Origin of the sequence: Mycobacterium parascrofulaceum ATCC BAA-614 (assembly GCF_000164135.1) — a bacterium.
Classification (GTDB): domain Bacteria; phylum Actinomycetota; class Actinomycetes; order Mycobacteriales; family Mycobacteriaceae; genus Mycobacterium; species Mycobacterium parascrofulaceum.
On the sequence record NZ_GG770553.1, the window covers coordinates 791,389 to 803,901 of the forward strand.

Annotated in this window: 12 protein-coding genes; 5 read left to right on the top strand and 7 right to left on the bottom strand. The window is 69.9% G+C overall.

Annotation, left to right across the window (positions count from 1 at the left end; genetic code table 11):
* From HMPREF0591_RS03810 to HMPREF0591_RS03820, 3 genes are all read right to left on the bottom strand, one after another.
* The coding region (locus tag HMPREF0591_RS03810; RefSeq protein WP_007167097.1) for a heavy metal translocating P-type ATPase at positions 1-1,615 on the bottom strand (1,615 nt) is incomplete at its 3' end.
* Positions 1,612-1,824: a heavy-metal-associated domain-containing protein gene (locus HMPREF0591_RS03815; protein ID WP_007167098.1), complete on the bottom strand. Its 213-nt coding sequence runs from the start codon at positions 1,822-1,824 to the stop codon at positions 1,612-1,614. The genes HMPREF0591_RS03815 and HMPREF0591_RS03810, both read right to left, overlap by 4 nt.
* Before the next feature lie 196 nt (positions 1,825-2,020).
* Entirely contained in the window at positions 2,021-2,842 is an 822-nt protein-coding gene (locus tag HMPREF0591_RS03820) for a mycofactocin-coupled SDR family oxidoreductase (protein WP_007167099.1), read from the bottom strand.
* Positions 2,843-2,922: 80 nt separating this feature from the next.
* Between HMPREF0591_RS03820 and HMPREF0591_RS03825 the strand changes: the two genes are divergently transcribed.
* Positions 2,923-3,396 (top strand): SRPBCC family protein, encoded by a 474-nt coding sequence (locus HMPREF0591_RS03825; protein WP_007167100.1) that lies wholly within the window; start codon positions 2,923-2,925, stop codon positions 3,394-3,396.
* Positions 3,397-3,529: 133 nt separating this feature from the next.
* Positions 3,530-4,042, top strand: coding sequence for a YkgB family protein (locus HMPREF0591_RS03830; RefSeq protein ID WP_007167101.1), 513 nt, complete (start codon positions 3,530-3,532; stop codon positions 4,040-4,042).
* Positions 4,043-4,050: 8 nt separating this feature from the next.
* On the opposite strand, the gene HMPREF0591_RS03835 is transcribed toward HMPREF0591_RS03830, so the two are convergent.
* Entirely contained in the window at positions 4,051-4,701 is a 651-nt protein-coding gene (locus tag HMPREF0591_RS03835; protein WP_007167102.1) for a TetR/AcrR family transcriptional regulator, read from the bottom strand.
* A 142-nt stretch (positions 4,702-4,843) separates the two neighbouring features.
* On the opposite strand from HMPREF0591_RS03835, the gene HMPREF0591_RS03840 reads away from it, so the two are divergent.
* From HMPREF0591_RS03840 to HMPREF0591_RS03850, 3 genes are read left to right on the top strand one after another with little or no spacing between them, the layout of a single operon-like run.
* Positions 4,844-5,503: a TetR/AcrR family transcriptional regulator gene (locus HMPREF0591_RS03840; protein ID WP_007167103.1), complete on the top strand. Its 660-nt coding sequence runs from the start codon at positions 4,844-4,846 to the stop codon at positions 5,501-5,503.
* Between the two features lie 49 nt (positions 5,504-5,552).
* Positions 5,553-7,352 carry a flavin-containing monooxygenase gene (locus HMPREF0591_RS03845; protein WP_007167104.1) on the top strand — a complete coding sequence of 600 codons (1,800 nt, stop codon included), beginning with the start codon at positions 5,553-5,555 and terminating at the stop codon, positions 7,350-7,352.
* The gene (locus HMPREF0591_RS03850) at positions 7,349-8,977 is read left to right on the top strand and encodes a flavin-containing monooxygenase (protein WP_040621054.1); all 1,629 of its coding nucleotides are present in this window, start codon (positions 7,349-7,351) and stop codon (positions 8,975-8,977) included. The genes HMPREF0591_RS03845 and HMPREF0591_RS03850 overlap by 4 nt, the downstream gene beginning before the upstream one ends.
* Here the strand turns inward: HMPREF0591_RS03850 and HMPREF0591_RS30685 are convergent.
* From HMPREF0591_RS30685 to HMPREF0591_RS03870, 3 genes are all read right to left on the bottom strand, one after another.
* A complete protein-coding gene (locus HMPREF0591_RS30685) occupies positions 8,861-10,018 on the bottom strand; it encodes a Zn-dependent alcohol dehydrogenase (protein ID WP_007167106.1) in 1,158 nt (385 codons plus the stop codon). The genes HMPREF0591_RS03850 and HMPREF0591_RS30685 overlap by 117 nt on opposite strands.
* Positions 10,019-10,160: 142 nt before the next feature.
* Positions 10,161-11,000 carry an SDR family oxidoreductase gene (locus tag HMPREF0591_RS03865; protein WP_007167107.1) on the bottom strand — a complete coding sequence of 280 codons (840 nt, stop codon included), beginning with the start codon at positions 10,998-11,000 and terminating at the stop codon, positions 10,161-10,163.
* Positions 11,001-11,034: 34 nt separating this feature from the next.
* The gene (locus HMPREF0591_RS03870; protein WP_007167108.1) at positions 11,035-12,327 is read right to left on the bottom strand and encodes a sodium/hydrogen exchanger; all 1,293 of its coding nucleotides are present in this window, start codon (positions 12,325-12,327) and stop codon (positions 11,035-11,037) included.
* Positions 12,328-12,513: the final 186 nt, after the last annotated feature.

Here is a 12,513-nt window from a genome sequence, read left to right on the forward strand (position 1 = left end):
CCAGCGCGGCGTCCAGCGGCTGGTCCCAGTCGGCGAGCAGGCCGGCGCGGCCGACGACGACGGTGTGGCCGTCGACGACGCCCCGCACGCCGTTGCCTTCCAGGTTGGCGAAGCGTTCGGTCGGCGGGAGGGCGCGAAGCTCGGCCTTCGCGGCCTTGGCGATGGCCCGCGCGATGGGATGCTCCGAGGCGTCCTCGAGGGCACCGGCGTAGCGCAGCAGCGTTTCGCGATCCGCCCCCGGGCCGGTGATCACGTCGACGAGGGCCATTTCTCCGGTGGTGACGGTGCCGGTCTTGTCGAGCACGATGGTGTCGACGCTGCGGGTGGACTCCAGCACCTCGGGCCCTTTGATCAGCACCCCGAGCTGGGCCGCGCGGCCGGTCCCGACCAGCAGGGCGGTCGGGGTCGCCAGGCCCAGCGCGCACGGGCAGGCGATGATCAGCACCGCGACGGCCGCGGTGAGGGCCGCGGTGAGCGGGGAGCCCAAGGCGAGCCACGCGCCGAGCGTCGCCAGGGCGATGCCGATGACCACGGGGACGAACACGCCGGAGATGCGGTCGGCGAGCCGCTGCACCTCGGCCTTGCCCGACTGGGCCTCCTCGACCAGCCTGGCCATCTGCGCCAGCTGGGTGTCGTCACCGACCCGGGTGGCGCGCACGACGAGGCGACCGCCGGCGTTGACCGTGCCGCCCGTGACGGCGTCGCCCGCACCGACCTCGACGGGCACCGACTCGCCGGTCAGCATCGAGGCGTCCACGGCCGAGGACCCCGAGACCACGACGCCGTCGGTGGCCACCTTCTCGCCGGGGCGCACCACGAACTCGTCACCGACGGCCAGGCGGTCCACCGGGATGCGGGTCTCGGCGCCGCCGGAGAGCACCGCGACGTCCTTGGCGCCGAGCTCCAGCAGGGCGTGCAACGCGGCGCCCGCCGTCCGTTTGGAGCGCTTCTCGAAGTACCGGCCGGCGAGCACGAACAGGGTCACGCCCGCGGCGACTTCGAGGTAGATGTTGCCCGCACCCCCGGAGGGGCGGACGGTCAGCTCGAAGCGGTCGCGCATCCCCGGCTCTCCGGCCGTCCCGAAGAACAGCGCATACAGCGACCAGAGGAACGCCGACAGCGTCCCGACCGAGACCAGGGTGTCCATGGTGGCGGCGCCGTGCCTGAGGTTGGCCCAGGCGGCGGCGTGGAAGGGCCGGCCGCCCCACACGACGACCGGCGCGGCCAGCACCAGCGACGCCCACTGCCAATAGCGGAACTGCCACGCGGGAATCATCGCCAGGGCGATCACCGGGGTGGCGAGCACGGCCGAGGTGATCAGGCGGGCGCGAAGCGCGTTCAGCCCGGTGTCGTCGGCCGCCTCGGCCGGCCGGGAAGCGGGCTCCTCCCGGCGTTGCGGCAGCGCCGCGTTGTAACCGGCCTGTTCGACGGCGGCGATCAGCAACTGCGGGTCGTACCCAGGGGGGACCGTGAGCGCCGCCTTTTCGGTGGCGTAGTTGACGGTGGCGGCGACGCCGTCGAGCCTGTTCAGCTTCTTCTCGATGCGGGCGGCGCACGACGCGCACGTCATGCCTTCGATCGCCAGCTCGATGTGGCTCACCGGTGCCGCGCTCATATCACCGGGGCGGCCTGGTAGCCCGCCTCGTCCACCGCGCCGAGGATGGCGGAGGTGTCGATGGGACCCGAGCTCGTCACCACCATCCTCCCCGTTTCGGCGCTGACGTCCACGCGCTCCACGCCCGGCAGGCGGCCGACCTCGTCCCTGACCGCCGCCTCGCAGTGGCCGCAGCTCATCCCGTCCACCTGGAATTCGGTCGTGGTCATGGCCTCCCTTTCCAATACCCCTCGGGGGTATGTCTCGTTGCAACGCGCGCGTCTCCCGAGGTATTCCCCGCCGGGCCCGTGTTATCCGGATGGCGTCGGGCGGACCAGACCGGACGGCGGGGGGAACCTCCATTCTGCCTGGTCGACGGTGGCCGGGACGCGGGAGGGACCGGCCGCGCCCGGGATCAGACCGGGATCACACGTAGCCCACGCCGATATCGACCGAGACCTGGGTCGCCGTGACCAACCGGGACTGATCGGAGGCGAGCCAGGCGACGGCGTCGGCGACGTCCTCGGGCTGGGCGATTCCCTCCGGCAGCAGGGGCTTGTGCAGGCCCCGCAGGTGCGGGTAGCTGTCGGCGGCCGCCCGCAGCGCGTCGCGCATCCGACCGGTGCCCATCGGGGTCGCGACCGCTCCGGGGTTGAGGCTGTTGACGCGGATGTTGTGCCGCCCGAGCTCGGCGGCGAACGCGCGCGCCATCCCGACGACGGCGTGCTTGCTCGCCGTGTAGTGGATCATGAACGACTGCATGTTGATGCCGGCGGCCGAACCGATGAGGATGATCGAGCCGCCGCGGCCGCCGTCGATGATGTGCTGAGCGCCGGCCATCACCGTGTTCCAGGTGCCGGTCACATTCGTCTCGATGGTGTCGCGAAACGCCTCCGCGGTGATCTGGTCCCACGGAGCGGGGCTGCAGATCCCGGCGTTGGCCACGATGATGTCGAGACGGCCCAGTTCGCTGACCGCTCGGTCGACGGCAGCTTTGAGCGCGTCGAGGTCGCGGATGTCGACCGCTGCGGTGATGACCCGCCTGCCGGCGGTCCGCACCAGTCGCGCCGTCTCCGCCAGATCCTCGGGCGTCGGCGAGTCATACGGCACGCTCGGCGGCAGGGGACCGGCGATGTCGACCGCGATGATGTCGGCGCCCTCGGCGGCCAGCCGCACCGCGTGCGCCCGGCCCTGCCCCCGCGCGGCGCCGGTGATCAGAGCCGCCTTCCCCGAAATTGACTGGCTCATCGGTTCTCGAAGTCCTTTCTGACCAACCCGGCGAAGCGTAGCGTCGTGTTGGCTGTGTCGGCGCACCGGAGGGAAACATCGTGACCGTCACCATTGTCGACGCGGGACCGCGGCGGGTGAGCCGGTCCGTCGAAGTCGCCGCGCCCGTCGCCGAGTTGTATGCGATGGCCGCCGACCCGCGCCGCCATCCCGAGCTCGACGGGTCGGGCACCGTCCGCGCCAACATCAGGATGCCGGCGGAAATGGTTGTCGGATCAAAGTTTTCGACGAACATGAAGATGTTCGGCCTGCCCTACCGCATCACCAGCACGGTGACCGCCCTCGAACCCGACGAAGTGGTCGAATGGCGCCATCCGGTGGGCCACCGCTGGCGGTGGGAATTCGAGGCGCTGTCGCCCACCCTGACGCGGGTCACCGAGACGTTCGATTACCGCGACGCCGGCGCGATCAAGAACGCGCTGAACTACTACACCCTGATCGGCGCGACGAAGGCCAACGCGGCGGGTATCGAGTCGACCCTGGCCCAGCTTCGCGATCGCTACGCCCCGCGGTAACCGGTCTCGTCGCATGCGTCACCGCATGCCGAGGCGCCTCCATCCCGACTACACCACCCGCAGGTCGCCGACATCGTGGGCGCCCTCAACGGCCTCGAGTGAACCCCGGGCACTCCCGGCCCGTGCTCACGACGTGAGCGAAAACCACGTCGCATGCGGTCGGCGTTCCGACGTTCTGCCGCAACGGCTTACCCGGTGCGGACAGTTCGTCGGCCGGTACGGACTGGTTGTCGTGCTGGCCTGGATCGGGTTCGGCAAGTACGTGAAGATGGAATCCCGCGTGCTCATCGAGCACAGTCCGCTGATGAGCTGGATCTATGACGTTTTCAGCGTCGCAGCGGTCGCCCGGGGGCTGGGAACCATGGAAATCGTTGCGGCGGTGCTGATTGCGTCGAGGCCGGTGTGGCCGCGGGCGTCGGCGGCCGGCAGCGCGCTGGCGGTGGTGCTGTTCCTGGGCACGTTGAGCTTCCTTGTCACCACCCCCGGGGTGGTCGCGTCCCGCGCCGGTGGCATCCCCGTGCTGTCGGCACTTCCGGGCCAGTTCCTGCTCAAGGATCTGGTGCTGATCGGCGTCGCGGTCTGGACACTGGGTGACGCGCTCTCGGCGAGCAGATCACGCGTCGGGCGGGAAGCGCTGATCGGGTAGGCCGCCGCTCAGCGGGTTCGTCCCGACTTCTCTTCCGCCACGGCGAATAACGCCCCGCCGATCAACAGCTTCGCCGAGGCCAGCGCGGCGGCGTAGGCGTCGTCGTCCAGGCTCGCCGCGCGCTCGGTGAGGCCGCGCGCCAGCGCATGAATGGCATCGGCCGCGGCGCCGGGGTCGGTGCCGGGTGGCAGCGCGCCGGTCGCGCGGGCATCGTCGAGAAGCTCAAAGATCATGTCGTGCAACGCCTTCAGGCCGGGATACTTCGGCCGGCCGCGCTCGGGGTGCTCGTTGCTTTCCGCGCGGACGGCCCGGTCGAACGCGGCCAGATGCGGATGCTCGCGCATCAACCGGCTGGCCTCATCCAACACGGACCCGAGGCGATCGACCACCCCGTCGGCCCGCCCGGCGGCCGCGCGCAGCCGGGGCAGTGCGATCCGCTCGACGTCCTCGGCGACCGCGTCCAGCAATTCGGACTTGTTCGGGAAGTAGTGGTACAGGCTGCCGCTCGTCATGTCGGCGGTGCGCGCGATTTCGCGAATGGTGCTGCGGGAGTAGCCCATTTCGGCCACGCATCGCATGGCCGCGTCGATGATTCGGGCGCGGGTCCGCTCACCGTCGGCGCCGACCGGACGCCCGAGTGGCGACCGCGTGACGCTCATGCGGCGCGGTATCCGCCGCGGCGCCGTCCATCACGCACTGCGCACCTCCGCGCGGACACCCGGGTCAATCGACCGCTCGATTATATTCGACCGTGCCGGCGTCGAAAGCCGGCGGACGGGACCTGACAGTGGGCATAGCGCGGTGACGCGGGCGCAGCTCGGGCGCCCCGTCGGCGCCAGCGGCGAGGAGACCCGCCAGCGGATCATCGCGGCCACCATGCGCTGCGTGGCGAGGGCGGGGTACTCGCGTGCCACCATCCGCGAGATCGCCCGCGCCGCGAACGTCACCAGTGCCAGCCTGTACAACTACTTCCCGAACAAGGCCGAGCTGATGAAGGCGGCGATCGCGGCGCGCACCGATGTCGCGTTACCCCGACTGCGCGCGGCCGCGGCGCAGCCCGGGACCGCCGTCGACCGCATCGAGGCGGTGCTCGACGAGTCGGGGCGGCTGATGCGGGAGTATCCCGACCTCGCCGCCTTCGAATGGGTGATTCGCGCCGAGGGGGCGGCCGGGCCCGATGCGCGGCTCGCGGGCGCCGCAGGATTTCAGGCGTTCCGCGAGCTCATCGAGGGGATCGTCGACGACGCCCACCGCGGGGGCGACCTCACGCACCGATTCGATCGACGCGGCATCGTCGAGGCCGTCTACGCGCTCGTCTACGGGTTGGTCGAACTGGCGGCCACCGCCGCGCCGGGGGATTACCACGCCGCGCTGGAGTCGGCCAAGAGCATGATCAGGGGAACGCTGTTCGCTCGGGCCGACCCGGATATCCGCAGGCAGGGGCCGGTCGGCCAGCCTTGATATGATCAAGCGATTGATTATATAGTCGCCCCACGAGAGGAATCGGGGCGTGACTGAAACCGTTGGTGTGACGTTCGACATCGACGCGCTGCGGCGCAAGTACGCCGAGGAGCGCGCGCGGCGGTTGCGCCCGGACGGCATCGCGCAGTACGTGGAGACGGCGGGCGTCTTCGCCCACTTCGCCGATGACCCGTGGACCGACGGGGACTTCGAGCGCGAACCGTTGACCGACGAGGTCGACGTCGCGATCATCGGTGCCGGCTTCGGCGGGCTATTGACGGGCGTGCGGCTGCGTCAGCTCGGGGTGGACAGCGTGCGGCTGATCGACCGGGCGGCCGACGTCGGTGGCACCTGGTACTGGAACCGGTATCCGGGAATCGCGTGTGACGTCGAGTCCTATGTGTACATGCCGCTGCTGGAGGAGCTCGGCTACGTCCCCAGCGAAAAGTACGCCAAGGGGCCGGAGATCTTCGCGCATTGCCAGCGCATCGCCCGGCACTACGACCTCTACCGCAACGCGTGCCTGCGCACCGATGTGCGCGAGATCCGCTGGGAGGCGGACGAATCGCGCTGGGTGATCCGCACCAATCGCGGCGATGAGATGCGGGCCCGGTTCGTGTCCATGGCCAACGGCTACCAGGCCAAACCCAAGCTGCCCGGCATCGAGGGCCTCGGCACGTTCCGAGGGCATGCGTTCCACACCAGCCGGTGGGACTACGCCTACACCGGGGAGGGCCTGCAGGACCTGGCCGACAAGCGCGTCGGCATCGTCGGTACCGGGGCCACGGCGATCCAGTGTGTCCCGCATCTGGCCCGCGCGGCGCGGCGGCTCTACGTCTTTCAGCGCACGCCGTCATCGGTGGACGTGCGGGCCAACCGAGCGACCGACCCCCAGTGGGCCGGCGCGTTACGGCCGGGCTGGCAGCGCAGGCGCATCGAGAACTTCCAAATCCTCACCGCCGGTGGCCAAGCCGACGAGGACCTGGTGGCCGACGCCTGGACGAGCATCACGCGCAAGCTTCCGGTGATGCGCCACGACGGTGACGGTGTCGCGGACCCGACGCAACGCAGCCGCGACATCGAGATCGCGGACTTCGCCAAGATGGAGGAGATCCGGGCGAGAGTCGACGGCATCGTCGCCGACCCGGCGACCGCGGAGGCGCTCAAACCCTGGTACGGGTACTTCTGCAAGCGCCCCTGCTTCCACGACGAGTACCTGCAGACGTTCAACCGCGACAACGTCACGCTGGTCGACACCCGCGGCCGCGGCGTGCAGCGGATCACCGAGTCGGCGGTCGTGGTCGACGGCGTGCCGTACGAACTCGACTGTTTGATCTTCGCAACGGGTTTCGAGGTCGGCACCGATTACTGCCGGCGCACCGACTTCGAGCTCATCGGCCGCGGTGGGGTGTCGTTGACCGAGCACTGGCGCGACGGGGTGCGCACCTTCCAGGGCCTGTGCACGACCGAGTTCCCCAATTGCTTCATCGAGAGCATCGCCCAGGCGGGCCTGACGGTGAACTTCCCCTACCTGCTCGACGTGCAGGCGACCCACGCCGCGTGGATCATCGCCCGGGCGCTCGAGCGTGGCATCGCCGAGGTCGAGGCCACGCCCGCGGCCGAATCCGCCTGGGTCGACACGGTTGTCACCCGCTCGGCCGCCAGCGCCGAGCGGGCCCAGACGTGCACCCCGGGCTACTACAACCGGGAGGGCAAGGCCGACAACAAGACCCGGCAGGGTAGCTTCTTCTTCGGCGCCCCCACCGAGTACGCCGACATGTTGGGGGCGTGGCGGGCCGACGGCGACATGCGGGGCTATCGGATTCGCGGCGGCGAGGCCGGGCCGTGACCAGTTGGCGGGCCCGCCGGCTCTACGCTGTCGGCCGACTGCGGGCGGCGACCCGGCGCCACCGCCCGCCAAAGGTGGCGATCGTCGGCGCGGGCTTCGGCGGCCTCGGAGCCGCCGTCGCGCTACGGCGGGCCGGCATCGACGATCTGGTGATCATCGAGGGCGACGACGGCGTCGGCGGCACCTGGCGGCGCAACACCTACCCCGGCGCCGCGTGCGACGTGCAAAGCCACCTGTACTCGTTCTCGTTCGCCCCCAACAAATCCTGGAGCCGTACCTACGCGCGCCAGCCCGAGATCTTGGCCTACCTCGAATCGGTGGCCGACGACTTCGACCTGCGCCGCCACCTGACCTTGCGCACTTACGTACGGCACGCGCGATGGGACGAGGGTAGCCGGCAGTGGGAATTACAGCTGCAGCAGGCGAATAGCGACACCGCCACCACGTTGCGGGCCGACGTGGTGGTCAGCGCTGTCGGCCTGTTCGGCGCTCCCAAGCTGCCAGCCATCGAGGGACTCACCGGTTACCGCGGCCACTTGATGCACACGTCGGCGTGGGATCCTCGCGTGAGCCTGGCCGGCCGGAACGTCGCGGTGATCGGTACGGGCGCCAGCGCCGTGCAGGTGGTCCCGGAACTCGCTCGAATCGCCGCGCGGGTAACCGTGTTTCAGCGAACGCCTCCCTGGATGGTTCCCAAGGACGACCGTCCGTTCAGCGACAAGGAATTGGCGAGGTTTCGCCGGCAGCCGTGGGCGGCTCGCCGGGAACGGTGGCGAATCTGGAAGCAGTTCCACGACTTCGCCGGAAACGCTGTCGAAGACCCACAGGTGGCAAATCGCTCACGGGTCGCGACATCGTTCCTGGAGCGCACCGTTGCCGACGAGCGGTTGCGCCGGGCGCTGACACCCGACTATCCATTCCGCTGTAAGCGCGTGCTTCTCGGCGATGACTATTATCTGGCGCTACAACAGGACCACGTCGATCTGGTGACCGAACCGATCGCACGAGTTACCGAGACCTCGATCGCGACGCACGGCGGCAAAGTGGTGGACGCCGACGCCATCGTGTGCGCGACCGGGTTCCAGACCAGCCGCTATCTCGCCGGGATCGAGGTGATCGGACGGGGCGGCCAAAGCCTGCACGAGCACTGGGGCGACGATCCGAGCGCATACCTGGGCGTCGCGGTCAGCGGCTTCCCCAATTTCTTCATGCTCTACGGTCCCAACACCAACCAGGGCGGCAACTCGATCGTCTACATCCTCGAGGCCGGGGCGCGACTGGTCGCCAGCGCGGTCAGCAGGGTGGCCCGCCGGGGCGGTTATGTCGACGTCCGGGCCGAGGCCGAGAAGCGCTACAACGCAAAGCTTTCCGCGGACCTGGAGCGCACCATCTGGACCCGGTGCGACAGCTACTTCCGTTCACCCAGCGGCCGCATCGTCACCCAGTGGCCGTACACCGAACTGGAATACGCCCGGCGTACCTGGCGGCTGCGTTCGCGAGACTGGCTGCTAGGCAAGGCCGAAGTCGATGACCCCGCGGATCAGCCGGCCGGCGGTCAGGTCGGCGTAGGCGTCGTTGATGTCGTCGAGCCGGTAGCGTTTGGTGATCATCTCGTCGAGGAGTAGCCTGCCCGACTCGTACAGGGTGGCCAGCAGCGCGATGTCGCTCTTGGGGTTGCACGAGCCGAACACCGTCCCGCACAACGTCTTGTTCATCAGGATGAAGTCCTGCAGCGCGACGGCGACCGAGTGCGTCGCCGGTGCCGGCAGCCCGGTCAGCACGCAGGTGCCGCCCTTGCGGGTGAGCGTCAGCGCCGCGCCGACGTCGGCCTCGCCGATCATGGCGGGCGAGACCACGACCGCATCCGCCATCACCCCGCGGGTCAGGTCGCGGACCAGTTCCACCGCGTCCGCCGCCGTCGCGGCGGTGTGGGTGGCACCGAACTGCGGCGCGGAGCTCCGCTTGAAGTCGCTCACGTCGACCGCGACGATCCGGGCCGCCCCGCTGATGCGCGCGCCCTGAACGGCCGCGGTGCCGATGCCCCCGGTGCCGATCACCACCACCGTGTCACCGCCCCGGACCCCGGCACGGCGGGCCGCCGAGCCGTACCCGGTGGGAACCGCGCACGCCAGCAGCGCAGCGGGCACCAGCGGAAAATGCGGGTCGATCTTCACCAGCGAATTCGCCGCCACCACAGTGTGTTCGGCGAAGGCGCCGATCTTCGAGACGTGGCCGAGGTGGCGCCCGTCGATGGTGTGGTGGCGAAAGGTGCCGTCCGTCGGCATGCCCGGCGCCAAGGTCCCCGATCCGGTGTCGCACAGGTACTCCATCCCCGAGGCACACCACCGGCACTGGCCGCAGACCGCGACGAAGGAGGTCACCACGTGGTCGCCCGGCGCGAACCCGGCGACGCCCGCGCCGACGTCGACCACCACGCCGGAGCCCTCGTGTCCGCCGATCGTCGGCGACATGGCGGGTAACCCCAACGCGCGCAACGTTTCCGGCGGGGCAGCGAGCTTCCCTTGCCGGATGTGCTCGTCGGAGTGGCACAGCCCGGTGGCGGCGAGCCGCACCAAAACCTCGCCCGCTTTGGGCGGATCGAGCTCGAATTCCTCCACGGACCACGGGCGCCCGTACTCGTAGAGGATGGCCGCGCGGCTTCGCATCGACTCGTGCCGCCTTTCTGCCCCGGGGCCAAGCGTTGGCACGAATACTATCAATCGATTGATTACCGGACGGGGCCCGCGGAATCGCTTGCCGCGGAAGCGGCGGGCTGTCCACTCCGCGTGTTGACGGCTTCGCCGAAGCTCAACCGTTGGCGGCGGCCACCCTGGCGCGCTCGGTCATCGAGGCGATCACGCCGCCGTCGTTGAGGATGTCGGTGCCGGTCAGGTAGCCCGCCTTGTCGCTGGCGCAGAAGGCGAGCAGCTCGGCCATCTCCTCCGGCCTGCCCCACCGCGGCACCGCGGCTTCGGCGACCATCGCGCCCGCCCCGGCCTGCTCCTCGAGCCGCCCCATTTCCGTGTCGATGGATCCGGGCGAGACCGAGACGATGCGCAGCCCGTGCGCGTTGAACCTCTCCGCCTGCGACTGGCTGTACCACTTCACGAAGCTCTTGCTGACCGCGTAGGCGATTCCGGAGCGCGCCTCCTCGGGCACGATGTCGCACGTCGTCATCATGGCGTCCATGAATCCCCCGGCGTCCTGCAGCGCCAGCGGAAATTGGTCTACCGGAACCATTTCCGCGGGCAAGATGTGGGCCGCCATCGAGGCCACGTTGACGATCACCGAGCCCTCGCCGGCCACCGCGTAGAACGCCTCGTTGACGTTGACCGTGCCGAGCGCGTTGGTCCGCATGACGTAGTCGGCGGGCCCCATGCTCGGGCTGACCCCCGCGGTGTGGATGACCGAGGCGACCGTACCCAGACTCCTCGCGGTGTCGAACAGGCCCGCGACCGCCCGCCGGTCGGTGACATCGCAGTCGACCAGGGTGGGGCTGATCCCGAGCCCTTCCAGGGTCGCCCCCGCGGTCGTCAGCCGGTCGTGCCTGACGTCGCAGAGGACCAAGGTGTGGTCGCGGCCGACGATCTTGGCCGTCGCCAGCCCCATCCCGCCCGCGCCCCCGGTGATCACCGACACTCGATTCATATCTGGACCGTATACGGCCGGCGATCGGCGGCGGTTAGGGGTCCGGCACCGGATGGTGGGGGTGCCCGCTGTGCCGGATCGCGGTCCCGAAGAACGGCGCCCGCACGGTGGCCGGCAGGTTGCGGCGTTGGCGGATCAGCGCGACGGCGGCCACCGCGGTGTAGACGCCGCAAAGCAGCAGCCGGCCATGCGTCGTGGCGATCGGGAACTGCACGACGAACAAGGCCAGCAGCGTGCACGCGGCGCCGCGCTGGAAGCGCAGCGCCAACAGCAGCGCCACGCCCATCATGGTCTGGGTGGCGGTGAGCAGCACTTCCTCCACCTGACGCGGGTCGAGCTGCAGGGAGAACCCGCCGCCGCCGAGTAGGTGGGCGATCGGCAGCGAACCGATCAGCAGCGTCCACTGGTTCACCTTGGAGGAGATCAGGGTGGCGATGGCCGCGGTGCCCTTGCCCCGCGCGGCGAAGATGGTCGCGACGATGAACTCCGGGGCCTCCGACGCGAGCGGGGCGAGCCATTGGACCAGCAGGAACCGGTCGATGCCCAGTTCGGTGCCGGCGGCGACCAGGTTGTCGGCGAACGGCTTGGCGCACAGCAGGATCACCGCGCCGGACACCAGGAAGAGGCTGACGACGACGACGCGCCGGCGGCGATCGGGGAGCTCCCCGAGGGCGGCGGCGGTCCCGATCAGGTCGGGCTCCTCCACGTCGCCGTGGCTGACCTTGTAGAGGTAGAACCCGAACCACGCCAGCAGCGCCAGCCCCAGCCCGAAATGGATCTGGCCGCTCGCCGGGATCGCGAACGCGATGATGCCGGCGATCAACAGGAATCCCAGTTCGACCCGGTTGCTTGGCTGCAGCGCCAAGCCGGTGACCCGTTGGGAACCGGCCCTGCGCGCCACCACGATGCTGACCAACACCACGACCGGCCAACCGAGCCCCATCAGCAGCCGGTTGGACCCGGTCATGTTGGCGGCCGCGTATTGCGTGTACTCCGCGTTGTGGCCGGACACGTACGCGTAGTACAGGTCGACGGCGTATTCGGGCAGCACCGCGATCAGCGCCAGCACCGCAGTCGCCATCCCGCCGGAGACATCGATCTGGGCGGCCTCCGCGGCCCATGCCAGCAAGAAGCTGGCCGACACGACCGCGGCCCCGAAAATCAGCAGGGCGATGACCGGGTCGGGATGCAGGCCGAGTGTTCGTACCACGACCGCCGGGGCGACGAACGCCGCGGTGATGAACGCCGAGCGGGCCAGGGTCCGACGCCGCGAGCGTTCGGCCGTCGAAACCGCGGCCGCGGGCCTGTCTGTGGCGAGCATCGTCATCCTTCGATACGGAGGGGTGGCGACTGTGGCGGTTACCCCGCCCGGGTGAGCCGTGCCGAACGACTACCCAAGTTACCCGCGCAGCCCCCCGCCAGCAACGTTGTCGCTTGGCGAGCGAGCCCGGCGCCGCATCACATCTTTGCTGGCCAGCCGCCGCGGAAGCCGAAAGTTAGGCTGTCCTGATCC

What these genes read in the sequence shown, in the direction of transcription:
- HMPREF0591_RS03835 (WP_007167102.1), bottom strand. Translation starts at nt 4,701, where the DNA reads ATGAGCGTCACGCGGTCGCCACTCGGGCGTCCGGTCGGCGCCGACGGT.
- HMPREF0591_RS30685 (WP_007167106.1), bottom strand. Translation starts at nt 10,018, where the DNA reads ATGCGAAGCCGCGCGGCCATCCTCTACGAGTACGGGCGCCCGTGGTCC.
- HMPREF0591_RS03870 (WP_007167108.1), bottom strand. Translation starts at nt 12,327, where the DNA reads ATGACGATGCTCGCCACAGACAGGCCCGCGGCCGCGGTTTCGACGGCC.
- HMPREF0591_RS03820 (WP_007167099.1), bottom strand. Translation starts at nt 2,842, where the DNA reads ATGAGCCAGTCAATTTCGGGGAAGGCGGCTCTGATCACCGGCGCCGCG.
- HMPREF0591_RS03865 (WP_007167107.1), bottom strand. Translation starts at nt 11,000, where the DNA reads ATGAATCGAGTGTCGGTGATCACCGGGGGCGCGGGCGGGATGGGGCTG.
- HMPREF0591_RS03815 (WP_007167098.1), bottom strand. Translation starts at nt 1,824, where the DNA reads ATGACCACGACCGAATTCCAGGTGGACGGGATGAGCTGCGGCCACTGC.